Source organism: Castellaniella defragrans 65Phen (assembly GCF_000612685.1).
GTDB classification, from domain to species: domain Bacteria; phylum Pseudomonadota; class Gammaproteobacteria; order Burkholderiales; family Burkholderiaceae_B; genus Castellaniella; species Castellaniella defragrans.
This window is the reverse complement of the sequence record NZ_HG916765.1, coordinates 2,845,650-2,871,978: the sequence shown is the minus strand read 5'-3', so window position 1 is coordinate 2,871,978 and position 26,329 is coordinate 2,845,650. Positions and strand designations below refer to the sequence as shown.

At 69.3% G+C, this 26,329-nt stretch carries 24 protein-coding genes; 5 read left to right on the top strand and 19 right to left on the bottom strand.

Annotated features, from left to right (window positions below; translation table 11 throughout):
- Positions 1 to 15: 15 nt before the first annotated feature.
- The 8 genes from BN940_RS12790 to BN940_RS12755 all read right to left on the bottom strand — a co-directional run bounded on the left by BN940_RS12790 (position 16) and on the right by BN940_RS12755 (position 9,679).
- On the bottom strand, positions 16 to 846 hold the full coding sequence (locus tag BN940_RS12790; RefSeq protein WP_043683676.1) for an ABC transporter permease: 831 nt from the start codon (positions 844 to 846) through the stop codon (positions 16 to 18).
- Entirely contained in the window at positions 843 to 1,745 is a 903-nt protein-coding gene (locus BN940_RS12785; protein WP_043683673.1) for an ABC transporter ATP-binding protein, read from the bottom strand. Before BN940_RS12785 ends, BN940_RS12790 begins: the two co-directional genes overlap by 4 nt.
- The gene (locus BN940_RS12780) at positions 1,742 to 3,034 is read right to left on the bottom strand and encodes a nitrous oxide reductase family maturation protein NosD (protein WP_242404194.1); all 1,293 of its coding nucleotides are present in this window, start codon (positions 3,032 to 3,034) and stop codon (positions 1,742 to 1,744) included. Before BN940_RS12780 ends, BN940_RS12785 begins: the two co-directional genes overlap by 4 nt.
- Positions 3,034 to 4,941, bottom strand: a complete 1,908-nt coding sequence (gene nosZ, locus BN940_RS12775; protein ID WP_043683670.1) for a TAT-dependent nitrous-oxide reductase — start codon at positions 4,939 to 4,941, stop codon at positions 3,034 to 3,036. The genes BN940_RS12780 and nosZ overlap by 1 nt, the downstream gene beginning before the upstream one ends.
- Before the next feature lie 57 nt (positions 4,942 to 4,998).
- Positions 4,999 to 7,395, bottom strand: a complete 2,397-nt coding sequence (locus BN940_RS12770) for a NosR/NirI family protein (RefSeq protein WP_084330677.1) — start codon at positions 7,393 to 7,395, stop codon at positions 4,999 to 5,001.
- A gap of 130 nt (positions 7,396 to 7,525) precedes the next feature.
- Positions 7,526 to 8,164 carry a DNA-3-methyladenine glycosylase gene (locus BN940_RS12765; RefSeq protein WP_084330854.1) on the bottom strand — a complete coding sequence of 213 codons (639 nt, stop codon included), beginning with the start codon at positions 8,162 to 8,164 and terminating at the stop codon, positions 7,526 to 7,528.
- The gene (locus tag BN940_RS12760; RefSeq protein ID WP_043683668.1) at positions 8,164 to 9,204 is read right to left on the bottom strand and encodes an adenosine deaminase; all 1,041 of its coding nucleotides are present in this window, start codon (positions 9,202 to 9,204) and stop codon (positions 8,164 to 8,166) included. The genes BN940_RS12765 and BN940_RS12760 overlap by 1 nt, the downstream gene beginning before the upstream one ends.
- Before the next feature lie 103 nt (positions 9,205 to 9,307).
- The gene (locus BN940_RS12755; RefSeq protein ID WP_043683665.1) at positions 9,308 to 9,679 is read right to left on the bottom strand and encodes a DUF423 domain-containing protein; all 372 of its coding nucleotides are present in this window, start codon (positions 9,677 to 9,679) and stop codon (positions 9,308 to 9,310) included.
- Positions 9,680 to 9,800: 121 nt separating this feature from the next.
- Between BN940_RS12755 and BN940_RS12750 the strand changes: the two genes are divergently transcribed.
- The 3 genes from BN940_RS12750 (at position 9,801) to BN940_RS12740 (ending at position 12,644) form a co-directional block, all read left to right on the top strand.
- The gene (locus tag BN940_RS12750) at positions 9,801 to 11,444 is read left to right on the top strand and encodes an acyl-CoA dehydrogenase family protein (RefSeq protein WP_242404193.1); all 1,644 of its coding nucleotides are present in this window, start codon (positions 9,801 to 9,803) and stop codon (positions 11,442 to 11,444) included.
- 88 nt (positions 11,445 to 11,532) lie between these two features.
- Positions 11,533 to 12,162: a thermonuclease family protein gene (locus BN940_RS12745; protein ID WP_052355836.1), complete on the top strand. Its 630-nt coding sequence runs from the start codon at positions 11,533 to 11,535 to the stop codon at positions 12,160 to 12,162.
- A gap of 2 nt (positions 12,163 to 12,164) precedes the next feature.
- Positions 12,165 to 12,644 (top strand): DUF1178 family protein, encoded by a 480-nt coding sequence (locus BN940_RS12740; RefSeq protein WP_043683662.1) that lies wholly within the window; start codon positions 12,165 to 12,167, stop codon positions 12,642 to 12,644.
- A 21-nt stretch (positions 12,645 to 12,665) separates the two neighbouring features.
- Here the strand turns inward: BN940_RS12740 and BN940_RS12735 are convergent, their stop codons facing one another.
- A complete protein-coding gene (locus BN940_RS12735) occupies positions 12,666 to 13,541 on the bottom strand; it encodes a LysR family transcriptional regulator (protein WP_043683659.1) in 876 nt (291 codons plus the stop codon).
- Positions 13,542 to 13,659: 118 nt separating this feature from the next.
- Here BN940_RS12735 and BN940_RS19905 point away from each other — a divergent pair, with 118 nt between their 5' ends.
- Both BN940_RS19905 and mdtI read left to right on the top strand, forming a co-directional pair.
- Positions 13,660 to 14,001: a DMT family transporter gene (locus BN940_RS19905; protein ID WP_148304960.1), complete on the top strand. Its 342-nt coding sequence runs from the start codon at positions 13,660 to 13,662 to the stop codon at positions 13,999 to 14,001.
- 4 nt (positions 14,002 to 14,005) lie between these two features.
- Positions 14,006 to 14,335: a multidrug/spermidine efflux SMR transporter subunit MdtI gene (mdtI, locus tag BN940_RS12725; RefSeq protein WP_043683654.1), complete on the top strand. Its 330-nt coding sequence runs from the start codon at positions 14,006 to 14,008 to the stop codon at positions 14,333 to 14,335.
- Between the two features lie 67 nt (positions 14,336 to 14,402).
- Here the strand turns inward: mdtI and efp are convergent, their stop codons facing one another.
- The 10 genes from efp to BN940_RS12675 all read right to left on the bottom strand — a co-directional run bounded on the left by efp (position 14,403) and on the right by BN940_RS12675 (position 26,247).
- Positions 14,403 to 14,960 (bottom strand): elongation factor P, encoded by a 558-nt coding sequence (gene efp / locus BN940_RS12720; protein ID WP_043683651.1) that lies wholly within the window; start codon positions 14,958 to 14,960, stop codon positions 14,403 to 14,405.
- Between the two features lie 75 nt (positions 14,961 to 15,035).
- Positions 15,036 to 16,121 (bottom strand): elongation factor P maturation arginine rhamnosyltransferase EarP, encoded by a 1,086-nt coding sequence (earP, locus tag BN940_RS12715; protein WP_148305053.1) that lies wholly within the window; start codon positions 16,119 to 16,121, stop codon positions 15,036 to 15,038.
- A gap of 94 nt (positions 16,122 to 16,215) precedes the next feature.
- Positions 16,216 to 17,418, bottom strand: a complete 1,203-nt coding sequence (locus BN940_RS12710; RefSeq protein WP_043683647.1) for a DUF2863 family protein — start codon at positions 17,416 to 17,418, stop codon at positions 16,216 to 16,218.
- Positions 17,419 to 17,522: 104 nt separating this feature from the next.
- Positions 17,523 to 20,108 carry a bifunctional aconitate hydratase 2/2-methylisocitrate dehydratase gene (gene acnB / locus BN940_RS12705; RefSeq protein ID WP_043683645.1) on the bottom strand — a complete coding sequence of 862 codons (2,586 nt, stop codon included), beginning with the start codon at positions 20,106 to 20,108 and terminating at the stop codon, positions 17,523 to 17,525.
- Positions 20,109 to 20,285: 177 nt separating this feature from the next.
- Positions 20,286 to 20,918, bottom strand: coding sequence for an OmpW/AlkL family protein (locus tag BN940_RS12700; protein ID WP_043683643.1), 633 nt, complete (start codon positions 20,916 to 20,918; stop codon positions 20,286 to 20,288).
- A 190-nt stretch (positions 20,919 to 21,108) separates the two neighbouring features.
- Positions 21,109 to 21,408, bottom strand: coding sequence for a GNAT family N-acetyltransferase (locus BN940_RS12695; RefSeq protein ID WP_052355835.1), 300 nt, complete (start codon positions 21,406 to 21,408; stop codon positions 21,109 to 21,111).
- The gene (locus BN940_RS12690; protein WP_043683641.1) at positions 21,398 to 22,849 is read right to left on the bottom strand and encodes a bifunctional 2-methylcitrate dehydratase/aconitate hydratase; all 1,452 of its coding nucleotides are present in this window, start codon (positions 22,847 to 22,849) and stop codon (positions 21,398 to 21,400) included. Before BN940_RS12690 ends, BN940_RS12695 begins: the two co-directional genes overlap by 11 nt.
- A 25-nt stretch (positions 22,850 to 22,874) precedes the next feature.
- Positions 22,875 to 24,113 carry a bifunctional 2-methylcitrate synthase/citrate synthase gene (gene prpC / locus BN940_RS12685; protein WP_084330675.1) on the bottom strand — a complete coding sequence of 413 codons (1,239 nt, stop codon included), beginning with the start codon at positions 24,111 to 24,113 and terminating at the stop codon, positions 22,875 to 22,877.
- 53 nt (positions 24,114 to 24,166) lie between these two features.
- Positions 24,167 to 25,066 (bottom strand): methylisocitrate lyase, encoded by a 900-nt coding sequence (gene prpB, locus BN940_RS12680; RefSeq protein ID WP_043683638.1) that lies wholly within the window; start codon positions 25,064 to 25,066, stop codon positions 24,167 to 24,169.
- A gap of 191 nt (positions 25,067 to 25,257) precedes the next feature.
- Positions 25,258 to 26,247 (bottom strand): malate dehydrogenase, encoded by a 990-nt coding sequence (locus BN940_RS12675; RefSeq protein WP_043683636.1) that lies wholly within the window; start codon positions 26,245 to 26,247, stop codon positions 25,258 to 25,260.
- Between the last annotated feature and the right edge of the window lie 82 nt (positions 26,248 to 26,329).

The following is a 26,329-nucleotide window of genomic DNA, read 5'->3' as shown; positions in this document are numbered from 1 at the left end:
AATGGTCCGGCGCGTTCATAGCGACCTCCGGTTGAAGACCAGCGCCGCCAGGCCGAGGGGGACGGCGATCCAGAGGATCTGGGCGAGCAGCAGCACGCCGGTGGACAGCGAGGCCTGGTCGCTCAGGCCGGCCATGCCGGCGAACATGGCGATGTTCTCGTGGCCGGTCAGGTTCAGCAGGCGGTAGACGTCGGTCGGGTTGAACAGCAGGATGCCGTTGAGCAGCGGGGCCGTGATGATGCGGCCCTGGTCGGCCACCAGCACGCCCAGCAGCACCATGTCGTAGATCACCACCAGGAACAGCCAGACGCCGATGGCGACGCCGGCGGCCGTGGCGCGCTCCTGCACCAGGGCGCTGATCAGGTAGCCCAGCGACAGGAAGCTCGCGCCCAGCAGGATGCTGGCGGCGATCAGCAGGGCGAAGGGCGTCCAGGCCTCCAGGTCCAGCCCGCCATGCACCAGTTGCAGCGCCAGCCCGGCGATGCCGTAGCCCGCCACCGTGGCCAGCGCCAGGATGGCCAGGTGGCCGAGGAACTTGCCCGCCATGACCTGGCGCCGCGCGATGGGGTAGCTGAGCAGCAGGGCCATGGTGCCGCGGTCGATCTCGCCCACGATGGCGTCGTAGGACAGCAGCATGGCGATCAGCGGGATCAGGAAGATCGACAGGCTCGACAGGCTGACGACCGTGACGGTCAGGGGATCGACCTTGACGGTGCCGGTCGGCGCGCTGCCCAGGAAGCCCAGCGACAGGGCCAGCATGGCCAGCAGCGCGGTGATGGCCAGCACCCAGCGGTTGCGCAGGCCGTCGCGGATTTCCTTGCGGATCAGGATCAGGGTCGGATTCATGCGTCCTCCCGGCGCAGGAACTGCGCGTACATTTCGTCGAGGCCGGGGTGTTCCAGCTCGATGTCGCGGATGTCGGGCATGGCCTGGGCGTCGCGCAGCCGGCGCAGCTTGTCGGCCTCGGAGCAGGTCAGTTCGATGCGGCCGGCGCCGAGGCGCCGCCAGCCTTCGGGGACCTGGATGGGGTCCGTGTCCAGCGTCAGGCGGATGCGCACCGGCAGGTCGGCCTCGCGGCGCAGGTCGCCCAGGGTGCCGTCGGCGATCTTCTGGCCCTTGCACATGACGATGACGCGGTCGGCCAGGCCTTCGAGCTCGGCCAGGGCGTGGGTGGACAGCAGGATGGCGGCGCCGGCGTCGCGCAGTTCGCGGACGATGTCGTAGAACAGCAGCCGGGAGGCCGGATCCAGGCCGGTGGTGGGCTCGTCGAGCAGCAGCACCCGGGGCGAGCCGAGCAGCGCCTGGGCCAGGGCCAGGCGCTGGCGCATGCCCTTGGAATAGCCGCCCACCCGCCGCCGCGCGGCTTCGGCGATGCCCACGCGCGAGAGCAGGGCGGCGTTGCCGGCGGTGGACAGGCCCTTCAGGTGGGCGTAGAAGGCCAGCGTCTCGGTGCCCGTCAGCGAGGGGTGCAGGGCCACGGTTTCCGGCAGGTAGCCGATGTGGCGGCGGGCGCGGGCGGCGGCCGGCGTGCCGGCGATCTCGCCCAGCACGCGCACCGAGCCGGCCTCGGGGCGGATCAGGCCCAGGATCAGCTTGATCAGGGTGCTCTTGCCGGCGCCGTTGTGGCCGGCCAGGATCACGCATTCGCCCGGTTCGATGAACAGGCTGACGTTGTCCACGGCCCGCATCGCGGCGTAGCGTTTGGTGACGGATCGCAGTTCGATCGGGGGCGCTGTGACGGTCATTGCAGGGCCTCGAATTTTTTCAGGGTCGGCGTGGCCGGGATCGCCATGAGGGGGGCGCTGTCGATCACGCCGCCGGGCAGGATCGCGGGAAACTGGGACTGGGCCCAGCGGACGATGGTGACGGCCGGGCTGTTGAGCAGCAGCCGCGCGTTGGGCGCGCGCCAGACGACCTGGTCGATCAGGCCGTTGGGGCGGTAGGCGGTGTCGGCGATGCCGTCGCCGTCCAGGTCGAAGGCGGACAGGTCGGACCAGTAGTTGCCGCGTCCGGCCTGCGACCATTCCAGGTAGCGGGTGCCGACGTATTTCACCTGGTTCTGGTTGCCGACGAAGGCGTTGCCGTGGATGCGGTTGCCCTCGGAGCCCGTGTAGTGGACGCCGATGCCGCAGTCCTGGAAGTGGTTGTCGGCCAGCTCGTTCAGGTTGGCGTTGTAGACGAACACGCACTTCTCGGCCCGCACGATGACGTTGCCGTCGATGACGGAGTCGTCCGTGGCGTTGAGCATCAGGCCCTGGTGCGCGCTGTCGACGGCGATGTTGTCGCGCACGACCAGGCGGCGCGAGAACATGATGGCGTAGCCGATCTCGTTGCCGCGCGACACGTTGTCGCTGACCTCGCTGTCGTTGGTGTACATGTAGTGCACCGCGTAGCGCAGCTTGTGGAAGACGTTGCGGCTGAAGACGTTCTCGCGGCTGTTGTTGGAGAAGATGCCGTCGCGGCCTTCGGAGATGTCGTTGTCCAGCACCTTGGAGCCGGGGGCGTTCCAGACGGTCACGCCGTTGCCGCGCTCGTTCACGCGCAGCCCGGTGTTGCCGACGATGCGGTTGCGTTCCACCAGGGCGTCGCGCGCGCCCCACAGGTAGACGCCGACGGAATTGTCGATGATGTCGTTGTCCGCGACGTGGGCGCGGGTGGCGGTCTTGTCCAGGAAGATGCCCGCGTCCATGTCGGGCAGGCTCAGGCCCGAATGGCGGACGGTCAGGTGGCGCAGGACGACGTCCTCGGCCTGGACCCAGAGGGTGCGGCCGGTGCGTTCGCCCAGGATGCGGGCGCTGCGGTCGGCCGGCCCCTGGATCGTCAAGGGCTTGTCGATGACGAGGTTGCCGGGGTAGTCGCCCGGCGCCAGGTTCAGGATGTCGCCCGGCGCCGCCGCCGCGACGGCGGCCCGCAGGTCGGAACCCGCGGGCACGTCGATCACGGCGGCCGCCACCGTCCCGGGCATGGCGCACAGGACCGCCAGGGCGGCCAGGGCCGCCCGCAGGCCGGAGACGGTGAAGGAACGCATGGACATCAGGCCTTCTTCGGCTTGACGTACATCTGGCCGGACATTTCCATGTGCAGCGCGTGGCAGAACCACTGGCAGTAGTACCAGTGCACGCCGGGGCGCGAGGCCGTGAAGGTGACCGAGGAGGTCGCCTGCGGGCCGACTTCCATGGCGATGCCGTAGCCGCCCAGCGTGAAGCCGTGGGTCAGGTCCTCGATGCGCTCCATGTTGGTGACCACCACCGTGACTTCGTCGCCTTCGTTGACCTCGAAGTTCGACAGGCTGAACACCGGAGCGACCGCCGTCATGTAGACGCGCACCTTGTTGCCGTCGCGGATGACGTTCGCGGCGGATTCCAGGGTGACGCCATCCTTGGCGGCCATCTGGCGGGCCTCTTCCCACATCGGGTCGTTGCGGTCCCAGATGTGCTTGGGGCGCACCTTGGAGCGGTGCACCAGCAGCATGTCGTGCGGCTCGGCGAAGCTGGGGCCGTCGTGCACCAGCTTCATCTCGTCGCCGGAGATGTCGATCAGCTGGTCGTTTTCCGGCTTCAGGGGGCCGACGTTGAGGAAGCGGTCCTTGGAGAACTTGTTCAGCGACACCAGCCACTTGCCGTCGGCTTCCTTGGTCTCGCCCATCGTGGTGTGGTTGTGGCCGGGCTGGTAGTGCACGTCCAGCTTCTGGACGATGGGATCGACCTTCTCGCCCTGGTAGGCGCGCTTGGCCTTCTCGATGTTCCACTTGCACATCTGGCTGTCGATGAACAGCGTGGTGTAGGCGTTGCCGCGGCCGTCGAAGGCCGTGTGCAGGGGGCCCAGGCCCAGTTGCGGCTCGGCCACGACCACGTCGCGCTCCTTGATCTTGCCGTCGAACAGGTCGTCGAGCTTGCGCACGTCGATCACCGTGACGGTGGGCGAGAGCTTGCCGTTGAACACCACGTGGATGCCGTCGGGCGCGGCGTTGCAGCCGTGCGGCGAGTTGGGCACCGGGATGTAGCGCGTGTACTTGGAACCCTTGCGGCCGTCGATGACGGGCACGCCGTTCATTTCCTTGTAGTCGCCGTTCTTGACGGCTTCCTCGATGCGCTTGATGTTGAACACCACCGCCCAGTCCTGCTCGTTGGCCGACATCTCGGTGACGTTCAGGCCCTTTTCCGAGTTGTAGCACGTGGCGAAGGAATACTTGCCCTGGTAGTCGGCGTCGCCGTTGTCCAGGTTGCCGTCCACCAGCACCTGCCAGGCCACCTTCATGGTCTCGCCGTCCACGGCGGTGTAGATGGCCCAGAAGTTCTTCTTCGGGTCGTCCATCACGGAGCCGTCGTTGGGCAGCGGCACGATGTGCTCGCCGTTGCAGAAGACGTAGCCGGTCTTCGGATAGCGCTGCGGGCGCAGGCCGTGGATGCCGTCGGCGTTGGGGATCTCGACGATCTTGTCGGTCTTCATCACGTCGCAGCGGATGCGGGCCACGCGGGTGTTGGCCTTGTCGTTGATGTAGATGTAGCGGCCGTCGTAGGTGTTGTCCGTGAAGGACATGTGCGGGTGGTGCGCGTCGCCGTTGGGCAGCACCGGCATGTGGTTTTCCTCGAGGAACTTGCGCGTCTCGGGCGTCAGGCTTTCGTTGAGGATCTTGCGGCTTTCGTTGGTGCGGCCCCAGCCCGTGGCGCTGCACATGTTGAAGACCGGGATGCGCATCAGTTCGCGCATGGACGGCAGGCCCAGGATGCGCACTTCGCCCGACTGGCCGCCGGAATTGAAGGCGTAGTATTCGTCCAGCTCGCCGGGGGCGACCTCGACGCTCTGGTGGCCCTTCTTCTTGTCGTCCTTGGCATTGGCCGTCAGGTGGGTCGCGCCGACGGCGGCGGCCCCCGTCAGTGCGGCAGTGCCGAGGAATCCCCGCCGGCTCAGGCCGGGTTTGTCGCTGGTGTGGTCGGACATGATGTACTCCCTAGGGTTGCAGGCATAGCGTTCCGGCGGGATCGCCGGGGGTGGGCGCTATGGGTTCGACGAAATGGGTTGCGGCTCGGCGGACGGATCGCGTGGACGCACGGTCGGCTTGCGGCTGGCGACGACCTCGCCGGGGATGCCGGCGTCGGGCGGCGGCGCCTTGTGGCGCTTGAGCTTGGCGTTCTTCTGGATCAGGTGCGGGCAGCGCTTCTCGTTGTGGTAGAGCTGCTGGCAGTTCAGGCACTGGATGCATTCGTTCGGGTTGATGTCGCCTTCCGGATTGATGGCCTGCACCGGGCAGTCCACGGCGCACAGCTGGCAGGGGTTGCCGCAGGTCTTGTAGCGGCGCAGCCAGTCGAAGATGCGCAGCCGCGCGGGGATGGCCAGGGCCGCGCCCAGCGGGCACAGGTAGCGGCAGTAGAAGCGCTCGATGAACAGCCCGGCCAGCAGCAGTACGGCGGCGAAGATCACGAACGGCCAGTCGCGCACGAACTTGAGGATGATCGCGGTCTTGAAGGGCTCGACCTCGGCGAATTTTTCCGCCGTGCCCAGCTCGTACAGCGAGATGCCGAACAAGATCAGGAAGATCAGGTATTTCAGGCCGGCCAGGCGGGTGTTCAGGCCGTGCGGCACCTTGATCTGCGGCACGTGCAGCTTTTTGGCGACCTGGTTGGTCAGTTCCTGCAGGGCGCCGAAGGGGCACAGCCAGCCGCAGAATGCGCCGCGGTTCCAGAAGATCAGGGACATCGCCGTGGCGATCCACAGGATGAACACGATCGGGTCCATCAGGAAGTATTCCCAGCTGAAGTCCGTGCGCAGCGACGTGGTGAAGGTGAGCACGTTCACCACCGAGAGCTGCGCCTGGGCGTACCAGCCGATCCAGAACAGCGTGAAGATCAGGAACACCGTGCGGAAGCGCTTGTAGAAGACCTCGTGCTTGACGATCTGGTTCTGGAAGAAGAACACCGCGATCAGGGTCAGCAGCGCGATCGAGACGATGGCGATCTGCACGGTCTTGGCGAGCCAGATCTGCTTCCACAGCGCCGGGGCGGCTTCTTCCGCGCCCGCGCCCTCGTCCTGCTGCGCGTCCGTGGCGGCCGGCCCCGCGGCCGCGCCACCGGCTGCGCTTGCGGCCGCGCCGCCGTCCGCCGCCGGGGCCTGCGCGGCCGGGGCCTCGACCTGAGTGTAGACCTTGGGCAGGTCGTAGTTCAGCACGAAGGCCGTGAAGGCCTTTTCCTTCACGCTGACCACGCGCTGCACGGTGAGCTGCAGGCGCCACGGCTCGACCGGGTCGAAGGCGGCGTCGGTGGGGACGGTGAACAGCGCCACTTCACGGAAGCCGGGGGCGCCCGCCGCCATCAGGTCGGCGAGCCGCTGGTGGTCCAGGTCGGTGAAGCGGAAGCTGTTTTCTTCCTGGATGATCTCGATGCGGTCGAACACGCCCCCGCGCACGTAGCCCGAGCCCTTGAAGGAATAGCCGTTACCGGCGATCAGGATGGCCTGCTGGCCGGGCGCGAGGCGGTCGCGCAGATAGCCGTACTCGGCCTCGCCCAGCAGGCTGCGGCCGATGGCCGGCGCACTGACCAGGGCGGCGTACAGGTCGATGAAGGTGTCCTCGGGGTCGCCGGGCTCCGGGTGCTCGATGGCGCCCTGGCGGCCGGTCTCCTCGAAGGCCTTGTTGACGTCGGCAACGGTCAGGCGCAGGTGCCCGACGGCGCCGGACTGCAGCAGGGCGTCCCAGGATTGCGTGCCGGTCTGCGCCATGTCGAGGACGCGGTGCTCGGCGGCGGCGACCTGGGCCGGGCCTTCCCGGCCGATGCCGTAGTGCCGGGCCACGGCCAGCACCGAGCGGGTCAGGCTGTCGCCGATGACCATCAGGGTGACGGTGGCGCCGCTGATGATGTCCACGGGCGGCGGGGCGCCCGGGCGCGGGGGCTCCTTGACGTAGTTCTTGCCGACGTAGCCGTCGATGAAGGCCTGGACCTTGGATTCCGGGATGCCGATCAGCACGATGGGCTCGTGGTGCTCGACCAGCCTGGCGCCGACGATCTCGCCGTCCTGCGACAGGCCCACGAGGACGTCGATGGGCTTGCTGGAATAGCCCCGGGTGTTGACGATGTCGGTGGTCAGGTAGACGTAGCCGAGCATCTTGTCGCCCGCGTAGGCGCGGGCCACGGCGGGCTTGCCCTCCGGCGGCCCGATGCGGTCCGCGCCGGGAAAGATGTCGGCGGGCCGCATGTTCTTCAGGAAGGCGCCCAGCCGGGGACCGGCGCCCAGGGGCGTGCCGCTCTGGCCGAACTTGTAGGCCTGCTGCGCGCCGCCCGCCTGGGGGGTGGAGGCCGCCCCGGCCGGCGGGGCGATCAGACAGGCCCACAGCAGGAGCAGGGAGGCGATCCAGAGCAGGCTGGCGAAGCGGGACTGTCGGGGGAGGGCGAAGCGGCGCATGAAGGGGGACGGGATGGGTGGCTGAGGAATGTCACCATCCTAGCCGTGCGGGTTAACCCTGGTCTTGCGCCGGATCAAGGAAATCTTAAACGCGGCTGAATATGCGGCCCCGCGGGCCTTGCGCCGCCGTTCAGGCGGCAGTCGGGCCGGTTTTCTTCGGCGCGCGGCTGACGGCCGGATGGCCCGGCACGAAGAAGCGCAGCGGCTTGGCCGCCCATTCGCCCGCGTAGTCCACGCCGATGCGCGGGCCGGCGGCGATCTCGGCGGGCGGCGGGGCGTCGTCCCGCGCGAGCCACAGCGTGTCGCCGCACAGGTCGATGCCGTAGTGGTCGCGGGTGACGCCCATGGCGCGGCACAGCCGGCCGGGGCCGCTGGTGGAGGCGTCCAGCCCCAGGACGGGCGCCAGGGCCCGCAGCAGCACGGCCGTGCCGCTGCCTTCGGGGCCGGTGACCACGTTCATGCAGTGGTGCATGCCGTAGATCAGGTAGACGTAGGCGTGGCCCGGCGGCCCGAACATGGCCCGGGTGCGCGCCGTGCGGCCGCGCGCGGTGTGGGCCGCCAGGTCGCCGGGGCCGAGGTAGGCTTCCACTTCGACGATGCGGCCGATCCGCGGACCGGCCGGCGTGGCGTGCACCAGCAGGCGCCCCAGCAGGTCGCGGGCGACGGTTTCGACGGGGCGGTCGTAGAAGGCGCGATCGAGCCGCCGGCAGTCGCCCTGGAGCGGATCCGCCGGCGTGACGAGCCTGGACAGCGGGGCGGTTGCGGCCATCAGCTGCGGCCCGCCGCGGCCCACAGCCGGTCCAGCAGCGGGGCCTGTTCGGCGTGCGGCAGGAACGAGGCCTTCAGGCTGTTGGCGGCCAGGGTGACGAGCTCGTCGCGCGCCAGGTCCAGGGCTTCGGCGCTGGCGATGTAGTTGTCCAGCAGGTAGCCGCCGAAATAGGCCGGGTCGTCGGAATTGAGGGTCACGATGGCGCCCGCCCGCAGCAGCTTGGCGAGGTTGTGGTCGCGCAGGTCGCGCACCACGCCCAGCTTCAGGTTCGACAGCGGGCAGACCGTCAGGGGCACGCGGCGCCGGACCAGCTCCTGCACCAGTGCGGGATCCTCGCTGCTGCGCACGCCGTGGTCGATGCGGGCGACCTTGAGCGTGTCCAGCGCGCCGCGCACGTAGTCGGGCGGGCCTTCCTCGCCCGCGTGGGCCACCAGGCGAAAGCCCAGCGCCGCGCAGCGGGCGTAGACCCGGGCGAATTTTTCCGGCGGGTTGCCGCGTTCGGACGAGTCCAGGCCGATGCCGATCCACAGGTCGCCATAGGCTTCGCGCAGCGGCAGGGCGGCCTCCAGCGTGGCGAAGGCCTCGTCCTCGGACAGGTGGCGCAGGAAGCTGAGCAGCAGGTAGCCGCTGATGCCCAGGCCGCCGCGGGCCTCGCGCAGGGCGCGCGCCAGGCCGGCGAACACGGTCTCCAGCGCGACGCCGCGCGCGGTGTGGGTCTGCGGGTCGAACATCAGTTCCGCGTGGACGACCCCGTCGGCCTGGGCGCGGCGCAGGTAGGCCATGGCCAGTTCGTAGAAATCCCGCTCGGTGACGAGCACGCCGGCGCCGGCGTAGTACACGTCCAGGAAGGACTGCAGGTCGGTGAAGCGGTAGGCGTCGCGCACGGCCTGGACGTCGGCGTAGGGCAGGGCGATGCCGTTGCGGCGGGCCAGCTCGAACATCAGTTCCGGTTCGAGCGTGCCTTCGATGTGCAGGTGCAGTTCGGCCTTGGGCAGGGCGCGCAGCCAGTCGCGCCATTCGTGATCGGGAGAGGCGGCCATCGGGATTCCAGTCGTGCTAGGCAGGCCTCCATTATAGGCGGGGGGGCCACCTCGCGCCTTGCAAGGCGCTCGGATTCGATCGGCATGAAATGATCCGCAGGGATCATTTCATGTAAGCCGCCCAGGCGAGCGTTAGCCAGGACAGGATCATCAGCAGCCCGCCCACCGGCGTGATGGCGCCCAGGGCGCGCGCGCCCGTCAGCACCATCGCGTACAGGCTGCCGCTGAAGACGATCAGGCCGGCCAGCATCAGGCCGCCCGCCCAGGCGGCCGGGGCGGGCGCCAGGCGCGGCGCCAGGGCCGCCACCAGCAGCAGCCCGGCGCCGTGGATCAGCTGGTAGTGGGCGGCCGTGCGCCAGACCTCCAGCAGTTCGGGGGCGACCAGGCGTTTCAGCCCGTGCGCACCGAAGGCGCCGGCCGCCACGCCCAGCGCCAGGACCAGGGCGCCGCACAGGATCAGGAAACGGGGAGTCACGTCGGGTCTCCGGGATGAAGGACGGATCGATTGTATCCGCGCGACCTGTCCGCCGCAGGGAATCGCGGGTAGACTGGGGTCGAGCGCGTCGGGGACGTGCGCGCGGCCGGAGGACACGAACATGGATCGCGAAGACATGGCGCAGTCGGCGCCCGGGGCCGACAACCAGGTGCCGGACCTGCCCGATTGCAATCTGTATCTCACCGACGAGGCCCTGGTCGAAGGCGTGCGCCGCGAAGGCGCCGGCGGCCGCGAGGCCGAGCTGGAAACCTGGGGCGCCCGGCTGGGCCGCGCCGATCTGGCGCGGCTGGCGGCCGAGGTCAACCGCCAGGGGCCGGCGCTGCGGGCCTACGACCGCCGGGGCGTGCGCATCGACGTGGTGGATTTTCATCCCGGCTGGACCGAATTCCTGTCGCTGGCCTTCGCCCAGGGCATGCACGGAGCCGCCTGGACCGAGCCGGGGCCGGGCGCCCACGTCGCCCGCGCGGCGCACTACCTGATGCACGGCCAGGTCGAGGCCGGTTCCCTGTGCCCGGTGACCATGACCAGCGCCGCGATTCCGCTGCTGGCGCGCGAATCCTGGTTCGCCACGGTCCGGCCGCTGCTCGCCAGCCGCGAATACGACGCGCACGACCGCCCGCTGGCGCAGAAGCGCGCGATGATGATCGGCATGGGCATGACCGAGCGCCAGGGCGGCTCGGACCTGCGCGCCAACCTCAGCCGCGCCGAGCCGCAGGGCGGGGGCTGGTTCCGCCTGACGGGCCACAAGTGGTTCTTCTCCTCGCCCATGTCGGATGCACATCTGGTGCTGGCGCGCGACGGCGACGGCCATTCCTGCTTCTACATGCCCCGCTGGCTGGACGACGGCCGCCGCAATCCGGTGCGCATCCTGCGCCTCAAGGACAAGCTGGGCAACCGCTCCAACGCCAGCGCCGAGGTCGAGTTCGAGGACGCGCTGGCGCGCCGGATCGGCGAGCCGGGCCGGGGCATCGCCACCCTGGTGGAAATGGCTTCCTACACCCGCCTGGACTGCGTGCTGGGCAGCGCGGCGCTGATGCGCCAGGCGCTGGTCCAGGGCATCCATCACGCCCGCCATCGGCGCGCCTTCGGCCGCCTGCTGATCGACCAGCCGCTGATGCGGCAGGTGCTGGCGGACCTGGCCCTGGAAAGCGAGGCCGCCACCGCCCTGGCGCTGCGCCTGGCGGGCGCCTTCGACCGCGCCGACCAGCCGGCCGAGCAGGCGCTGCGCCGCCTGCTGACGCCGGCGGCGAAGTTCTGGGTCTGCAAGCGCGCCATCGACGTCACGGCCGAATGCATGGAGGTCTGGGGCGGCAACGGCTACGTCGAGGACGGCCCCATGGCGCGCCTGTACCGCGAGGCCCCGGTCAATTCCATCTGGGAAGGCTCGGGCAACGTCATGTGCCTGGACGTCCTGCGCGCCGCCCGCCAGGAGCCCCAGCTTGCCGCCCAGACGGTGGACGGGCTGGCGCGCGCCCATGCGGGCGAGCCGGCCCTGCGGGCCGCGGCCGACCGCCTGCTGGCGGCCCTGGCGCTCGGCGCCGAGGAGCAGCAGGCGATGGGCCGGATGATCGCCCGCGATCTGGTGCTGCTGGTCCAGGCCGACCTGCTGCTGCGCCATGCGCCGGAGGCGCTGTCGCGGGCCTTCGTGGACAGCCGCCTGGGCGCGCCCGGCGGCGATGCGTTCGGCGTGCGGCCGGTGGCGCTGGCCACGGACGCCCTGCTGCGGCGGGCCTGGCCGGAGTGACGGGCGGCCCCATTACAATGGCCGGCAGCGGCCGCGCTTCCCGCTGCGGTCCGTCCTCGCTCCGTTCTCGTTCCGTTCTCGCTGCTCCATGCCGATCTGCCGTTTTTCCTTCTCGCGCCGCGCCCGACCCGGCCGCGCGGCTCCGCCGGGCGTCTGCGCCCGTGCCGCCCCGCCGGCGCTGCTGGCCGCCGCGCTGTTCCTGGCCGTGCCAGCCCCGGCGGCGCAGGCGGGCGAGCCTTATGCCCTGTCCGGCCGGGTCGTGGACGTGTCCGACGGCGACACCCTGACGCTGCTGGCGGGCCGCACGCGCCATCGGGTGCGGCTGGCCAGCATCGACGCCCCCGAAACCGGCCATGGCCGCCGGCGGCCCGGCCAGCCGTTCGGCCAGGCCGCCCGCAAGGCCCTGGCCGAGCTGGTGGCCGGCCGCACGCTCACGCTGCATTGCTTCGAGCGGGACCGCTACGAGCGCGACGTCTGCGACGTGCCGCTGGCCGACGGCCGCACCGCCAACCGCGCCATGGTCGAGGCCGGCCTGGCCTGGGCCAACCGGCAGGGCGGCGGCAAGTACCTGCGCGACGAGGCCATCGCGGATCTGGAACGCCGGGCGCGCGAGCGGCGCCTGGGCCTGTGGCGCCAGGCCGGGGCCGTCGCCCCCTGGGACTGGCGCTGGCAATGCTGGGACGCCCTTGAAAACGGCCGCCCCACCTCCATCTGCTGACCATGGCACTCAAAGTATTCGACCTCTCGTGCGAGCATGACCATGTCTTTGAAGGCTGGTTCTCGTCCCAGGACAGCTACCAGGACCAACTGGCCCGGGGGCTGGTGCGCTGTCCCGTCTGTCACAGCGGCCAGATCACGCGCCGGGTCTCGGCGCCGCATCTGAACGTCAGCCACCTGCGCGCAGAGCCGGCCCCGCGCGCCGAATCCGCGCCCCAGGCGCGGGCGGCGGTCGCGGCGCCGTCCGGCGACCAGATGGCCCGCCTGCAGGCCGAAGTCCTGCGCCAGATCCGCCGCATCGTGCGCCAGACCGACGACGTCGGCGCCCGCTTCGCCGACGAGGCCCGCCGCATGCACAGCGGCGAGATCGAGGAACGCCCCATCCGCGGCACGGCCTCGGCCGAGGAATGCCGCGAGCTGGTCGAGGAAGGCATTTCCATCATGCCGATCCCCGACATCCTGGACGACGACCGCCTGCAGTAGGCGCGGGCGATGGCGGGGCCGTCAGGCCCACGCGCGCATCAGTTCCGCGAAACGCTGCCCGGCCCAGCGCGCCGCCGCGCCCAGTTCCCGCCCCTGCGGCCAGATCATGCGGATCGAGAACAGGGGCAGGGCCAGCGACGGGCAGCAAACCTGGCGCAAAGGCTTGGGATAGCCGTCGTACGCGGCGACGTTGATCGGCAGGGTGGCCCAGCCGAGATCGTCGGCGACCATCTCCGCGATGGTATAGAAGCTGTCCGAACGCCAGACCTTCGGGCTGTAGATGATTTCCTCGACATCCTCGGCGCGCATCACGAGCTGGCGGTAGCGGGCCAGGTCCTCGCGCCTGACGGCCGGTTTTTCCGCCAGGGGATGGCCGCTGGCCACGAAGATTCCCTGGGCGAGCGTCCCGATGCGGCGTTGATCGAAGCCGTCCCGCAGCGGTCCCCGGTCGAACTGGAACGCGGCGTCGGCGCGCGCCTGGCCGACATAGTCCGCCACTTCGGTGGCGGTGCCGTTGAGCAGCGTCAGTTCCAGGTCGGGAAAGCGGCCGGAGAGCTCGCGCAGCAGGGCGCGGATCGCCGTATAGGGCAAGGCCTCGTCCAGGGCCAGCGCCAGCCTGGGTTCGTCGCCCGCGGCCAGCGATCGGGCGCGCTGGTCCAGCGCCTGCGCCTGCCGCAGCACTTCGCGGGCTTCCAGCAGCAGTACCCGGCCCGCATCGGACAAGGTGGCCCGATGCTTCGCGCGATCGAAAAGCGCCACGCCCAGATCGGCTTCCAGCAGGCCGATGGCCGTGCTCACGGCCGATTGCGCCTTGCCCAGCCGGCGGGCCGCGGCGCTGATGGAGCCGTGTTCCACGGTGGCGACGAACTGGCGCAATTGCTCGAGATTCCATTGCATGCCAGGATGCTATCAAATAAATAGATGGATTCAAACTTTTTGAATCCAGAATGCAGGTGGAAAATAAGGGTATCGACTTGGCTCGATCCTGAAAACCCTTTTCTGAAAGAAGGCCACCATGACATTGCGCCCTTGGCTGTACCTGCTGGCGGCCGTCGCGGTCGAAGTATCCGGCGTGACGCTCATGAAGCGCGTGGCCGATTCCGGCGCCCTTGCCCCGTTCCTGTTCATGTATGCCCTGATCGGGCTGTCGTTCTATTTCCTGGCGCTGGCCGTCAGGCGCCTGCCCATCGCCCTGGCCTATGCCGCCTGGGAAACGCTCGGCCTCGCCTGCGTCACCTTCATCGGCCTGCGCTATTTCGGCGAAGACCTGGGTCCGGCCAAGGCGCTCGGCCTGGCGGCGCTGCTCGTCGGCGTCGTCCTGGTCAGCATCGGCGCGCCCGAGGCGCAGGGGGAATGACGCCATGCGCAACGCCGAGCTCGTGCATTACGCCTTCATGGCCGCCGCCATCGTCCTGGAGGTCGCCGCCAACGTCTTCGTCAAATATTCCGACGGCTTTCGCCGGCGCACCGCCGGCGCCTTGGGGATCTTCTGCATCCTGGCCTCGTTCACCTCGCTGTCCCAGGCGGTCAGGGGCATCGACCTGTCCGTCGCCTATGCGCTGTGGGGCGGCATGGGCATCGTGCTGACCGCGTTCGCCGGCCGGGCGCTGTTCCGGCAGCGGCTCGGCCGCGTCGGCTGGCTGGGAGTCTGCGCCATCGTATCGGGCGTCCTGCTGCTCGAGCTGTCGTAGCAGGGGAACCGGACGGCATGAAAAAACCGGGCCTGAGCCCGGTTTTTTCATGCGCGCTGCGCGGGGATCACATCACCCGGCTGCGGTATTCGTTGGTGCGGGTGTCGATCTCGATCTTGTCGCCGATGTTGCAGAACAGCGGCACGGACAGTTCGTAGCCGGTGTTGATCTTGGCGGGCTTGAGGACCTTGCCGGACGTGTCGCCCTTGACGGCGGGTTCGGTGTAGGTGATCTCGCGCACGATGATGGTGGGCAGTTCCACCGAGATCGCGCGGCCGTCGTAGAACACGACTTCGACCGTCATGCCTTCTTCGAGGTAGTTCAGCGCGTCGCCCATGCTGTCGGCTTCGACTTCGTGCTGGTTGTATTCCTCGTCCATGAAGACGTACATCGGATCGGCGAAGTAGGAATAGGTGCATTCCTTGTGCTCGAGCACGACCTGCTCGAATTTTTCGTCGGCCTTGTAGACGGATTCGCTGGCGCTGCCGGTGAGCAGGTTCTTGAACTTGAGCTTGACGACGGCGGCGTTGCGGCCGGACTTGTTGTATTCGGCCTTCTGGACGACGAGGGGATCGCTGCCGACCATGACGACGTTGCCAACGCGCAGTTCCTGTGCGATTTTCATGGGGAAAACTCCGGGGATGTGTGCCCCGTGCCAAAACGCATTCCGAGGCAATGCTGAAAAAGTTAACTGTACATTCTAGCGCGTTTGGTGACGCCGCAGGCAAAAATCCAGCAAATCTTGACCCAGATCGGGTTGGCCAGCCAGTTCGGCGCACCAGGCGCGGCTGCGCGCCCGCCAGCGGGTCCAGGCCGGCTCGCGCAGGGCGGCCGGCAGCGTTTCGGTCACGGCCCGGTCGTCCGGCCGGTTCCAGGCGCGGATCAGCGCGGCGGCGGGGGCGGGCCAGCGGGCGCGGGCGAGCCAGGCCTCCAGCTTGTCGAGGTGGGCGTCCTGCGCCTGGCGGTAGATCTGCCACACCAGGGGCACGCCGGCCCAGGTCGCCCGGACCAGGGAATCCTCGCCGCGCACGAAATTCAGGTCGCAGCACCACAGCAGTTCGTCGAAGCGGGACTGCGGCACGAAGGGGACGGGCACGACGCGCAGGCCGCCCTGGTCGCGCAGCGCGGCCGGCGGCGCGCCGCCGGGGACCAGCAGCCAGACGGGCCGGTCCAGGTCCGCCAGCGCCGCGCCCAGGCCGGCCAGCGGCGCATCAGGATAGCAGAACAGCAGCACGCACAGGGCGTCGGCGGGCGGCGCCGCCGCCAGCCCGGTCAGGGCCCGCAGGCGCGGGCCGCGGTCGCGCGCCTGCTCCGCGTCGCGCCGCGCCAGCAGGTCCGGTTCGCGCAGCAGCCCGCCGGTGGCCGGCGTGAAGCCGGGAAAGAAAAAGAATTTCGGCACGCCGTTGGCCTGCGGCGAAGGCAGGCCGTGGCAGCCTTCCACCCAGGATTCGGCGCTGAGGTATTCCAGGTTGATCCAGAGGCAGTCCCGCCCGGCCATGGCGGCCTCGTAGGCGGGCGGAAGGGCGCAGGCGAAGGCCTCGACCACCACGCCGCCGCGCGGCGGCGCGGCGTGTTCCGCATGGCTCCAGGGGCCGATCCGCACGCCGTCCAGGACCTGTTCGTCCGCCCGCGCGTCCAGGGCCGGCAGCAGCCGCGCCAGGACCTCGGGCCGGTCGATCCACAGGCGCACGGACTGGCCCAGCGCCGCCAGCCGCCGCGCGAGGCGCCAGCACACGCCCGCGTCGCCGTAGTTGTCGACGACGCGGCAGAACAGGTCGAAGGACAGGAGTCTCATGGCGTCAGGCGGGGCGCGCCGCGGCGATGACGGCGGCCGTCACGCGGATCCGTGGCGCCGAGGGCGGGCCGGGTTCAGGGGTTCCCTAGTGGAACTGGACGGGCTCCGGATCGATTTCCTCCGGCAGCTCGGGGTGCTGCATGTCGCCCAGCATGTTGGGGAAGTACGGCGTGCCGCAGTCCTCGCAGAACTCCATGGGCTGCAGGCCGGGCAGGCGGCGGATGTCCTGGATGCCGCATTCGCGCAGCAGGGCGGCGATCGTGTCCCAGGTGTCCACCTGGCCCTCGGCGTCGGGCTCGGGCTGGGATTCCTCGCGGCTGAGCGCGGGCCAGACGCAGCCGTAGATCACGTCGTTGCTCTGGCGGGTACAGAAGCCGATGCGGTATTCCTCGACGGACTGCTCGCCGCAGGCGACCAGCGCGGCGCGCAGGTCCGTGCCCGGGATGCGGGCGGCGGTCTGCAGCCAGGTGGCGGCCGCCTTCAGCGTCAGGGGGCGGATGCCCTGGTCGGCCTGGCGGGTGCTGGTGTAGTAGGCCTCCGGGCGCAGGTATTCGAGCTGGCAGCCGGTGAAGACGGGCTCCAGGATGCGCGCGCAGCCCTCGGCCCAGCGCCGGGTGACGGCTTCCTGGTCGGGGGCTTCGGCGGGCAGGGGGGATTGCCACTGGAACACGGCGCCGCCGCGCGGCACCACCACCGCGCCGACCAGGAAGAACACATCGGCGAGCAGGTCTTCCGGGGCCTCGGCGTCGCGCAGCGCGGGGCCGTCGCGGCGCAGTCCCAGGGCGCGCTGCGCCAGCGCCTGGGTCCAGCCGCGGGTTTCCTGGAAGGACTGCGGCAGGCGGTCGAAGCGGACCAGCGACGGCAGCAGGGCGACGCGGGCCTCGGGCCCCAGCACGGTTTCGGCCAGCAGGGTTTCGAGCGCCTGCGACTGGGCCGCGTCCAGCCGGCCGGGGGGCAGCCGGTAGCGGGACCAGGCCAGGACCGGCGCCGAGATCAGCAGCGTGTCGCAGTCCTGGCCGTCGGGCCCGGGCATCAGCGATTCGGAACGGGCTTCGGCCAGTTCGACCAGGATTTCATAGGCGGCCGAACGCTGCTCCAGCAGGACGTCCAGGGCGGATTCCACGGCGCGGCCGTGGCGCGCGCCCAGGGCCTTGTCCAGGGCTTCGCCCAGACGGCCTTCCCAGTAGACGTCTTCCAGGTGGCTGCCGGAGCGCGACAGCGCCTCGGCCAGGGAAATCAGGGTTTGCGACGTGCGCGACAGGGACGAGGAACGGGAACGAGGGGGCATGGTGGATCGGTAAACAGAGCAGACCCTAGTGTACCTGCACTGAAATGAAAAAAACCCGGGACCGAGGCCCCGGGTTCGTGCGTGCGATGCCTGCAATGCGCGGATCAGGCCTCGACCGTGCTGGCCACCGCCGTGAAGTCCTCGATCTGGTCGAAGTTCATGTAGCGGTAGATGGTTTCGCTGTCCTTGGCCAGCAGACCCATGGCCTCGAGGTATTCCTCGCGGGTGGGGATGCGGCCCAGGCCGGAGCAGATCGCCGCCATTTCGGCCGAGCCCAGGAACACGTTGGAGTTCTTGCCCAGGCGGTTGGGGAAGTTGCGCGTGCTGGTGGAGAACACCGTGGCGCCTTCGCGCACCTGGGCCTGGTTGCCCATGCACAGCGAGCAGCCCGGCATTTCCATGCGCGCGCCGGCCGTGCCGAAGGTGCCGTAGTGGCCTTCCTTGGTCAGCTCGCCGGCGTCCATCTTGGTGGGCGGGGCGACCCAGAGCTTGGAGGGCAGGTCGCGCTTGCCCTTGAGCAGCGTGGCGGCGGCGCGGAAATGGCCGATGTTGGTCATGCAGCTGCCGATGAAGACCTCGTCGATGGCCGTGCCGGCCACGTCGGACAGCGTCTTGACGTCGTCCGGGTCGTTCGGGCAGGCCACGATGGGTTCCTTGATGTCGGCCAGGTCGATGTCGATCACCGCCGCGTATTCGGCGTCGGCGTCGGGCTCGACCAGCTGCGGGTTGGCCAGCCAGGCTTCCATGTTCTTGATGCGGCGCGCCAGCGTGCGGGCGTCCTGGTAGCCGTTGGCGATCATCCACTTGAGCAGCGTGATGTTGCTGTTCAGGTATTCGATGATCGGCTCCTTGTTCAGGCGCACGGTGCAGGCGGCGGCGGAGCGCTCGGCCGAGGCGTCGGACAGCTCGAAGGCCTGTTCGATCTTCAGGTCGGGCAGCCCTTCGATTTCGAGGATGCGGCCGGAGAAGATGTTCTTCTTGCCCTTCTTTTCGACCGTCAGCAGGCCCTGCTTGATCGCGTACAGCGGGATCGCGTTGACCAGGTCGCGCAGCGTGACGCCGGGCTGCATTTCGCCCTTGAAGCGCACCAGCACGGATTCGGGCATGTCCAGCGGCATCACGCCGGTGGCCGCGGCGAAGGCGACCAGGCCGGAGCCGGCCGGGAAGCTGATGCCGATGGGGAAGCGGGTGTGCGAGTCGCCGCCGGTGCCGACCGTGTCGGGCAGCAGCATGCGGTTCAGCCAGGAGTGGATGATGCCGTCGCCCGGGCGCAGCGCCACGCCGCCGCGCGTGCTGATGAAGGCGGGCAGTTCGTGGTGGGTCTTGACGTCCACGGGCTTGGGATAGGCGGCGGTGTGGCAGAAGGACTGCATCACCAGGTCGGCCGAGAAGCCCACGCAGGCGAGATCCTTCAGTTCGTCGCGGGTCATGGGGCCGGTGGTGTCCTGGCTGCCGACCGAGGTCATGCGCGGCTCGCAGTAGGTGCCGGGGCGCACGCCCTGGCCTTCGGGCAGGCCGCAGGCGCGGCCGACCAGCTTCTGCGCCAGGGAATAGCCCTTGCCGCTGTCGGCCGGGGCCTCGGGCAGGCGGAACAGGGTCGTGGGCGGCAGGCCCAGCGCGGCGCGGGCCTTGGCCGTCAGGCCGCGGCCGATGATCAGCGGAATGCGGCCGCCGGCGCGCACTTCGTCCAGCAGCACGTCGGACTTCAACTGGAATTCGGAGATCACCTGGCCGTTCTTCAGGGCCTTGCCTTCGTAGGGGCGCAGTTCGATGACGTCGCCCATGTTCATGGCGGACACGTCCAGCTCGATGGGCAGCGCGCCGGAGTCTTCCATGGTGTTGTAGAAGATCGGGGCGATCTTGCCCCCCAGACAGACGCCGCCGAAGCGCTTGTTGGGCACGAAGGGGATGTCCTCGCCGGTATGCCAGATGACGGAGTTGGTGGCCGACTTGCGCGAGGAGCCGGTGCCGACCACGTCGCCGACGTAGGCGACCAGGTGGCCCTTGGCCTTGAGCTCGTTCAGCAGCTTGATCGGGCCGACCTGGCCGGGGGCGTCGGGCACGATGCCGTCGCGCGGGTTCTTCAGCATGGCCAGCGCGTGCAGCGGGATGTCGGGGCGGCTCCAGGCGTCGGGGGCGGGCGACAGGTCGTCGGTGTTGGTCTCGCCGGTGACCTTGAACACGGTCAGGGTCATGCTCTGCGGGACTTCGGGACGGCTGGTGAACCATTCGGCGTCGGCCCAGCTCTGCAGCACGGCCTGGGCGTGGACGTTGCCGGCCTTGGCCTTTTCCTCGATGTCGTGGAAGGCGTCGAAGACCAGCAGGGTCTTCTTCAGGCCCTCGGCGGCGACCGGCGCCAGGTCGGCGTGGTCCAGCAGCTCGATCAGGGCGCTGATGTTGAAGCCGCCCAGCATGGTGCCCAGCAGCTCGGTGGCGCGGCGGGCGTCGATCAGGGGGCAGGACTCCTTGCCCAGCGCGACGGCGGCCAGGTAGGACGCCTTGACCTGGGCGGCATCGTCCACACCGGCGGGGACGCGGTGCGTGAACAGGTCCAGCAGGAATTCGGCTTCGCCGGCGGGCGGGTTTTTCAGCAGTTCGATCAGGTCGGCCGTCTGCTTGGCCGTCAGGGGAAGCGGCGGGATGCCGATCGCCTCGCGGGCGGCGGCTTCGGTGCGGTAGGAGTCCAGCATGGAGTGATGCCCCAGGAGAGAGGGTTGGAGAACGGCGCTATTTTACCGGCAAGCCCGGCCATCAGGCAATAGTCTTATATAAGATATAAGACCAAAGACCCGAGCGCCCGTTCTCCGTGTCTCCGGATTCCATGCGGGCCGGGCGGCGCCCGGCCCCGGGGGACGTCGGCAGGCCGCTCAGAAGCGGTAGCCGACCCCGATGGTGGCGACCCAGGGATTGATCTTGGTCTTGCCGATGTCCGCGCCGTTCAGGTGGACGGTGGAGCGGATGTCGATGTAGCGCAGGTCGGCGTTCAGGAACCAGCGGTCGTTGAGCTTGTAGTCCACGCCGACCTGGGCGGCGACGCCCCAGGAATCGTCCAGGCTGAGGTCGTTGCCGGACAGCGCGCCGCTGGTCTTGGTGTCGAAGAAGGTCGTGTAGTTCAGGCCCACGCCCACGTAGGGCTGGAAGGTGGCGTCCGGCAGGAAGTGCCATTGCAGGCTGAGGGTGGGCGGCAGGTGCTGGGTCGAGCCGATCTTGCCCATGCCGTCGGCGTTGATGGTGTGCTTGAAGGGGTAGGCGCCCAGCAGTTCGATGCCGATGTTGCGCGTGGCCATGTAGGTCAGGCTGAAGCTGGGACGGGTGCTGCCGTCGATGTCCAGATTGACGGTGCCGCCGGCGACGGTGCCGTTGTCGGACTTGGGCTCGACGTGCGTGACGCCGACCTTCAGCAGGATGTCGCCCGCTTCGTGGGCCAGAACGGGGCCGGCGGCGATCGAGCCGGCTGCCAGTGCGCAGGCGAGGGCGGTGTGGCGAAGGCGGAATGCCATGAGGGATCTCCCTAGGTATGGTGTGGTTATGGGAGATCGTATTGTGTCGAAAGGCGGATTCCGGAGACTTAATCAGAATCAAGGAAACCGCATTTCTCGCTGCTTTATTAGCGTTTCCGCCGTCCGCCCGCTTCCGCGCGGGCGGGCCGGCCCCGCACGCCGCGGCGCGCGGGGCCGACGCCCGGGCCGCTCAGGCGGCGAGATCCTGGTATTCCGGATGCCGCCGCATGTACGCCGCCACGTAGGAGCACAGCGGGCGCACCTTCCAGCCGCGCGCGCGGGCGGTCTCCAGCCCGCAGCGCACCAGGTCGGCGGCGATGCCGCGCCCGCCCACGGCGGCCGGCACCCCCGTGTGCGTGAACGACGCGACCGCGCCGTCGAGCGTGTAGTCCAGCACGCAGGCGTGGCCTTCCTCCGTCCATTCAAAACGGCGGGCGGCCTCGTCGTGGCGGATGGCCCGGGCCGGGCCGGGATGGGCGTCAGATGACATACAGATCCACGTATTCGTGCACCGGCATGGCTTCCAGCGTCGCCTGGTCCAGCGAGGCGTCCAGGATGCGCTGCTGCTGGCGGGCCGGGAACTGGCGCGCCAGGTTCCTGCGGAACTTGGCTTCCAGCAGCGGGATGCCGTCCTTGCGGCGGCGCTTGTGGCCGATCGGGTATTCGCAGACGATCTCGTCGAGCTTGGTGCCGTCGGTGAATTCGACCGTCAGCGCGTTGGCGATGGAGCGCTTGTCCGGGTCGTGGTAGTCGGCGGTGAAGGCCGGGTCTTCCACGCAGACCATCTTGTCGCGCAGCGCGTCGATGCGCGGGTCGGCGGCCACGCCGTCCTCGTAGTCGGCGGCGGTCAGGCGGCCGAACAGGATGGGCACGGCCACCATGTACTGGATGCAATGGTCGCGGTCGGCGGGGTTGTTCAGCGGACCCTTTTTGTCGATGATGCGGATGCAGGCCTCGTGCGTGCGGATCGTGATCTTCCTGATGTCGGCGTCGGTCTTGCCCAGGGACTTGAGCTTGTCGTGGATCTGCATGGCGCATTCCACCGCGGTCTGCGAGTGGAATTCGGCGGGGAAGGAGATCTTGAACAGCACGTTCTCCATCACGTAGCTGCCGTAGGGGCGCTGGAACTTGAAGGGCTGGCCCTTGAACAGCACGTCGTAGAAGCCCCACACCGGCGCGGTCAGCACCGAGGGATAGCCCATTTCGCCGGTGCGGGCCATCAGGGCCAGGCGCACGGCGCGGCTGGTGGCGTCGCCCGCCGCCCAGGACTTGCGGCTGCCGGTGTTGGGCGCGTGGCGGTAGGTGCGCAGGCTCTGGCCGTCCACCCAGGCCAGCGACACGGCGTTGATGGTTTCCTCGCGCGACAGGCCGAGCATCTGCGAGACCACGGCGGTGGAGGCGACCTTCACCAGCACCACGTGGTCCAGGCCGACCTTGTTGAAGGAGTTCTCCAGCGCGATGCAGCCCTGGATCTCGTGCGCCTTGATCATGCCTTCGAGCACCGCGCGCATGGTCAGCGGCTGCTTGCCGGCGGCCACGGCGTTGCGCGACAGCCAGTCGGCCACGGCCAGGATGCCGCCGAGGTTGTCGGACGGGTGGCCCCATTCGGCGGCCAGCCAGGTGTCGTTGAAGTCCAGCCAGCGGATCATGCAGCCGATGTTGAAGGCGGCCTGGACCGGGTCCAGCTGGAATTGCGTGCCCGGGACCTTGGCGCCGTGGGGCACGATGGTGCCCGGCACGATCGGGCCCATGAGCTTGCGGCAGGCCGGGTATTCCAGGGCCTCGAGGCCGCAGCCCAGGGTGTCGATCAGGCAGTTGCGGGCGGTCTCCAGCGCCAGTGCGCTGTCGATCTTGTAGTCGAGGACGTAGTCGACGATGTCCACCAGCACCTGGTCGGGCTGGGGACGGACGTTGGAAATGGGAGCGGACATGGATGTTCCTGAAGAGAAGTGCGGTTTACTTGCGCTTGGCCAGGGGGACGAACTTGCGGTCTTCCGGGCCGACGTAGTTGGCCGTCGGGCGGATGATCTTGTTGTCGATGCGCTGCTCGATGATGTGCGCCGACCAGCCGGCCGTGCGGGCGATCACGAACAGGGGGGTGAACATGGCGGTGGGCACGCCCATCATGTGGTAGGACACGGCCGAGAACCAGTCCAGGTTGGGGAACATCTTCTTGGCGTCCCACATCACGGATTCCAGGCGCTCGGCGATGTCGAACATCTTCGTCGAGCCGGCGGACTTGGACAGGCGCTTGGCGACGGCCTTGATGACCTGGTTGCGCGGGTCGGACACGGTGTAGACCGGGTGGCCGAAGCCGATCACGACTTCCTTGGCCTCGACGCGGCGGCGGATGTCGGCCTCGGCCTCGTCGGGGGTGTCGTAGCGTTTCTGGATCTCGAAGGCGACCTCGTTGGCGCCGCCGTGCTTGGGGCCGCGCAGCGCGCCGATGGCGCCGGTGATGGCCGAGTACATGTCCGAGCCCGTGCCGGCGATCACGCGGCCGGTGAAGGTGGAGGCGTTGAATTCGTGTTCCGCGTACAGGATCAGCGAGGTGTGCATCGCGCGGACCCATTCGTCGGACGGCGTCTCGCCGTGCAGCAGGTGCAGGAAATGGCCGCCGATGCTGTCGTCGTCGGTCTCGACGTCGATCTGCCGGCCGTTGTGGCTGTAGTGGTACCAGTAGAGCAGCGCCGAGCCCAGGCTGGCCATCAGGCGGTCGGCGATGTCGCGCGCGTCGGGCAGGTTGTGGTCGTCCTTTTCGGGCAGCACGCAGCCCAGCACCGAGGCGGCCGTGCGCATGACGTCCATGGGGTGGCTCGCGGCGGGCAGGGCCTCCAGGGCGATCTGCACCTGCACCGGCAGGCCGCGCAGGCGGCGCAGCTTTTCCTTGTAGGCCTTGAGCTCGGCCGGGGTCGGCAGCTTGCCGTGGATCAGCAGGTGGGCGACTTCCTCGAATTCGCAGGTGTCGGCGATGTCCAGGATGTCGTAGCCGCGGTAGTGCAGGTCGTTGCCGCTGCGGCCCACCGTGCACAGCGCGGTGTTGCCGGCGACGATGCCCGACAGGGCCACGGATTTCTTGGGCTTGGGGCCGGCGGGCGCGGCGGCGGGCGCGTCCGCCTGGACGGCGGGCACCTGGGGCGCGGCGGCCTTGCGGGCGGGGGTTTTCCGGGCTGCGGGGGTGTTCTTGGTCGCCATCGGGAGTCTCCTTGAGCGGGTGTGACGAAATTCGGTTCGGGGTCGGGTCCGGGTCAGGACGCCTTGTTCTTGCCCTGCTGGAACAGGGCGTCGAGCTGCTCTTCGTAGCGGTGGTAGCCGATCCGGTCGTAGAGCTCCTCGCGCGTCTGCATCAGGTCGAGCACCTGGTGCTGGTGGCCGTCGCGGCGGATGGCCTGGTAGACGGCCTCGGCGGCCTTGTTCATGGCGCGGAAGGCCGACAGGGGGTAGAGCACGATGCCCACGCCCGCGCTCCTGAGCTCGTCGACCGTGAACAGCGGCGTCTTGCCGAATTCGGTGATGTTGGCCAGCAGGGGGACGCCCAGGCTGTCGGAGAACCTGCGGTAGGTGTCCAGGTCGTAGGACGCCTCCGCGAAGATCGCGTCGGCGCCGGCCTCGACGCAGGCGTGCGCGCGCTCCAGGGCCGCGTCCACGCCGCTGACGGCGATCGCGTCGGTGCGCGCGATGACGTAGAAATCGGTGTCGGTGCGGGCATCGACGGCGGCCTTGACGCGGTCGGCCATTTCCTCGGTGCTGACGATTTCCTTGCCGGGCCGGTGGCCGCAGCGCTTGGCGCCGACCTGGTCCTCGATGTGGCAGCCGGCGGCGCCGAACTTGATCAGGGACTTGACGGTGCGGGCGATGTTGAAGGCCGAGGGCCCGAAGCCGGTGTCGATGTCCACCAGCAGCGGCAGGTCGCAGACGTCGGTGATGCGGCGCACGTCGGTCAGGACGTCGTCGAGCGTGTTGATGCCGAGGTCGGGCAGGCCGAGCGAGCCGGCGGCCACGCCGCCGCCCGACACGTAGATGGCGCGGTAGCCGGCGCGCTGGGCCAGCAGGGCGTGATTGGCGTTGATGGTCCCCACGATCTGCAGGGGGGATTCTTCGGTCAGCGCCTGGCGCAGCAGGGCGCCGGGGGAGGCGGGACGGGTCATGATGGACGCTCCGGTGGGCCGCCGGCGCCCGGCGTGCCCGGATTCGCGGCAGCATGCGCCCCGGACGCGGGGCGCGGTACCAGTCGATGGCAGGGGCATTCTGGCCACGGCGGGCCGGGCTGTCTGTCATCGGCCGGACATTCGGCGGCGGGCGCGGCGGCCTCGCGGCCGCGTACCCGCCGCCGGGGGGCTTACTTCAGCAGTTCGGCGATGCCGTCGCGCTCTTCGAGCAGTTCGTTCAGGGTGAAGTCCATGCGCTCGCGCGAGAAGGCGTCGATCTCCAGGCCGGCGACGCGGGTGTATTCGCCATTGGCCGTGGTGACCGGCACGCCGTAGATGATGCCTTCGGGGATGCCGTAGGAGCCGTCGGAGGGCACGCCCATGGTGACCCACTTGCCGTTGGAGCCCAGCACCCAGTCGCGGATGTGGTCGATGGCGGCGTTGGCGGCCGAGGCGGCCGAGGACAGGCCGCGCGCGGCGATGATGGCCGCGCCGCGCTTGCCCACGGTGGGGATGAAGGTGTCGCGGATCCAGGCGTCGTCGTTGACCAGGGCCTGGACGGACTGGCCGCCGATGGTGGCGAAGCGCGTGTCCGGGTACATGGTGGGCGAGTGGTTGCCCCACACGATGAGCTTCTCGATGTCGGCCACGGCCTTGCCGGTCTTCGTGGCGATCTGCGACAGCGCGCGGTTGTGGTCCAGGCGCAGCATGGCGGTGAAGTTCCTGGCCGGCAGGTCCGGGGCGGACTTCATGGCGATGTAGGCATTGGTGTTGGCCGGGTTGCCGACCACCAGCACCTTGACGTCGCGGCTGGCGACTTCGTTCAGGGCCTTGCCCTGGGCGGTGAAGATCTGCGCGTTGACGTGCAGCAGGTCCTTGCGCTCCATGCCGGGGCCGCGCGGACGGGCGCCGACCAGCAGGGCGACGTCCGCGTCCTTGAAGGCGGTGCGCGGGTCGCTGTGGGCGCTCATGCCGGCCAGCAGGGGGAAGGCGCAGTCTTCCAGCTCCATCATCACGCCCTGCAGGGCCTTCTGGGCCTTTTCGTCGGGGATCTCGAGCAGCTGCAGGATGACGGGCTGGTCCTTGCCGAGCATTTCGCCCGAGGCGATGCGGAACAGCAGGGCATAGCCGATCTGGCCGGCGGCGCCGGTGACCGCGACGCGCATGGCGGGTTTGGACATGGTGATTCTCCGATAGGGTGAGAGGATATCCGGTGGTATGCGAAATCGCCGAAAAGAGTAGTGTATTTCATCGGCCAGCGTC

Coding starts and splice junctions, on each gene's coding strand:
- prpC (WP_084330675.1), bottom strand. CDS start 24,113: ATGGCGACCAAGAACACCCCCGCAGCCCGGAAAACCCCCGCCCGCAAG.
- BN940_RS12790 (WP_043683676.1), bottom strand. CDS start 846: ATGAATCCGACCCTGATCCTGATCCGCAAGGAAATCCGCGACGGCCTG.
- efp (WP_043683651.1), bottom strand. CDS start 14,960: ATGAAAATCGCACAGGAACTGCGCGTTGGCAACGTCGTCATGGTCGGC.
- acnB (WP_043683645.1), bottom strand. CDS start 20,108: ATGCTGGACTCCTACCGCACCGAAGCCGCCGCCCGCGAGGCGATCGGC.
- BN940_RS12780 (WP_242404194.1), bottom strand. CDS start 3,034: ATGTCCATGCGTTCCTTCACCGTCTCCGGCCTGCGGGCGGCCCTGGCC.
- BN940_RS12760 (WP_043683668.1), bottom strand. CDS start 9,204: ATGGCCGCCTCTCCCGATCACGAATGGCGCGACTGGCTGCGCGCCCTG.
- BN940_RS12700 (WP_043683643.1), bottom strand. CDS start 20,918: ATGGCATTCCGCCTTCGCCACACCGCCCTCGCCTGCGCACTGGCAGCC.
- BN940_RS12710 (WP_043683647.1), bottom strand. CDS start 17,418: ATGCCCCCTCGTTCCCGTTCCTCGTCCCTGTCGCGCACGTCGCAAACC.
- prpB (WP_043683638.1), bottom strand. CDS start 25,066: ATGACCCGTCCCGCCTCCCCCGGCGCCCTGCTGCGCCAGGCGCTGACC.
- BN940_RS12735 (WP_043683659.1), bottom strand. CDS start 13,541: ATGCAATGGAATCTCGAGCAATTGCGCCAGTTCGTCGCCACCGTGGAA.
- BN940_RS12750 (WP_242404193.1), top strand. CDS start 9,801: ATGGATCGCGAAGACATGGCGCAGTCGGCGCCCGGGGCCGACAACCAG.
- BN940_RS12745 (WP_052355836.1), top strand. CDS start 11,533: ATGCCGATCTGCCGTTTTTCCTTCTCGCGCCGCGCCCGACCCGGCCGC.
- BN940_RS12770 (WP_084330677.1), bottom strand. CDS start 7,395: ATGCGCCGCTTCGCCCTCCCCCGACAGTCCCGCTTCGCCAGCCTGCTC.
- BN940_RS12765 (WP_084330854.1), bottom strand. CDS start 8,164: ATGGCCGCAACCGCCCCGCTGTCCAGGCTCGTCACGCCGGCGGATCCG.
- BN940_RS12675 (WP_043683636.1), bottom strand. CDS start 26,247: ATGTCCAAACCCGCCATGCGCGTCGCGGTCACCGGCGCCGCCGGCCAG.
- mdtI (WP_043683654.1), top strand. CDS start 14,006: ATGCGCAACGCCGAGCTCGTGCATTACGCCTTCATGGCCGCCGCCATC.
- BN940_RS12690 (WP_043683641.1), bottom strand. CDS start 22,849: ATGTCCGCTCCCATTTCCAACGTCCGTCCCCAGCCCGACCAGGTGCTG.
- BN940_RS12695 (WP_052355835.1), bottom strand. CDS start 21,408: ATGTCATCTGACGCCCATCCCGGCCCGGCCCGGGCCATCCGCCACGAC.
- nosZ (WP_043683670.1), bottom strand. CDS start 4,941: ATGTCCGACCACACCAGCGACAAACCCGGCCTGAGCCGGCGGGGATTC.
- BN940_RS19905 (WP_148304960.1), top strand. CDS start 13,660: ATGACATTGCGCCCTTGGCTGTACCTGCTGGCGGCCGTCGCGGTCGAA.
- BN940_RS12740 (WP_043683662.1), top strand. CDS start 12,165: ATGGCACTCAAAGTATTCGACCTCTCGTGCGAGCATGACCATGTCTTT.
- BN940_RS12785 (WP_043683673.1), bottom strand. CDS start 1,745: ATGACCGTCACAGCGCCCCCGATCGAACTGCGATCCGTCACCAAACGC.